Origin of the sequence: Amycolatopsis sp. NPDC059657, from assembly GCF_042734395.1 — a bacterium.
In the GTDB taxonomy this organism is placed as follows: Bacteria; Actinomycetota; Actinomycetes; order Mycobacteriales; family Pseudonocardiaceae; genus Amycolatopsis.
In genome coordinates this window covers 1-1,214 of sequence record NZ_JBHWEB010000237.1, presented here as the reverse complement: position 1 = coordinate 1,214, position 1,214 = coordinate 1, and the positions used below count along the sequence as shown (strand labels likewise).

Genomic DNA, 1,214 nt, shown 5'->3' with positions numbered 1-1,214 from the left:
CGGGACCCGCAGAACCGGCTGACCTCCCGCACGGTCACCGGCGCGGCCGACGCGTCGGCGAACGGGACCACCCGCTACGCCTACAGCTCCCAGCATGACACCGCCGACCTCATTCTCGACAGCGCGGGCAGGCTGCTGCAGCGGATCGTGCCGCTGTCCGGCGGGGTGCTGCTGACCAAGAATTACGACCAGGCGGCCACCACCAACTGGTCCTACCCGAACCTGCACGGCGACGTGCTGTTCACCGCCGACGGCACCGCCGCCCGCACCACGGACATCCACCTGTATGACCCGTTCGGGCAGAACATCAATCCCGGAACCGGTGCGTTCGGTGCGATCCCGATCCCCGCCACGGCCGCGGGCGGCATGAACTACGGGTGGCTCGGCCAGCATGAACGGCCGGTGGAGCAGCTCGCCGGCCAGCAGGCCGTGGAGATGGGCGCGCGCGTCTACCTGCCGGTGCTGGGCCGGTTCCTGCAGGTCGACCCGGTCGCGGGCGGCTCCGCGAACGACTACGACTACGTCGACGCTGATCCGATCAACGGCTTGGATCTCGCGGGGACGTTCAGCCTGAAGTCGGCGGTTCGGGTCGCGACCAAGGCGGCCGAAGTGGTGGCCTTCGTGCCAGGTCCGATCGGGACGGTCGCCTCCGGCGCCGCCGTGGTCGGCCAGCTCGCGCAGGGCAACAAGGCCGCCGCCGCCGCGAACGCGCTCGGCATGATCCCCGGCGGGAAGCTGGTCGGCGCGGTCGCCAAGAGCGTCGCCAAGGAAGCTCCGGTGGTGGCGAAAGCCGCCAAGGCCGCCAGCTGCGCGACGGGGAACTCGTTCACCCCCGAGACCTTGGTGGTGATGGGCGACGGCACCACCAAACCGATCAGTGAGATCAAGACCGGTGACCTGGTGCAGGCCACCGACCCGGCGACCGGCGCGACGATCGCCGAGCCCGTCGCTTCGGTCGTCGTCGGCCATGGCACCAAGCACCTGATCGACATCAGCACCGATGGCGCCATGATCACCGCCACCGCGGGCCACCCGATCTGGGTCTCCGGCCGCGGCTGGGTGGACGCGGGCGAGATCACGGCGGGCGACGCGATCCGTGGCCCGGCCGCCGCCGGAACCGTGACCGTCACTTCGGTTCTCGACCGCGGCGAGGTCGCCGAGCAGACCGTTTACAACCTCAGCGTCAGCGAAATCCACACCTATCTCGTCCGGGC

Annotated in this window: 1 protein-coding gene; it reads left to right on the top strand. The window is 70.3% G+C overall.

The genetic code is table 11. The annotated features are described in order from the left end of the window. Nucleotides 1–1,214: RHS repeat-associated core domain-containing protein (locus ACFV15_RS47700; RefSeq protein ID WP_378360111.1), on the top strand; the 1,214-nt coding region annotated here is incomplete at both ends.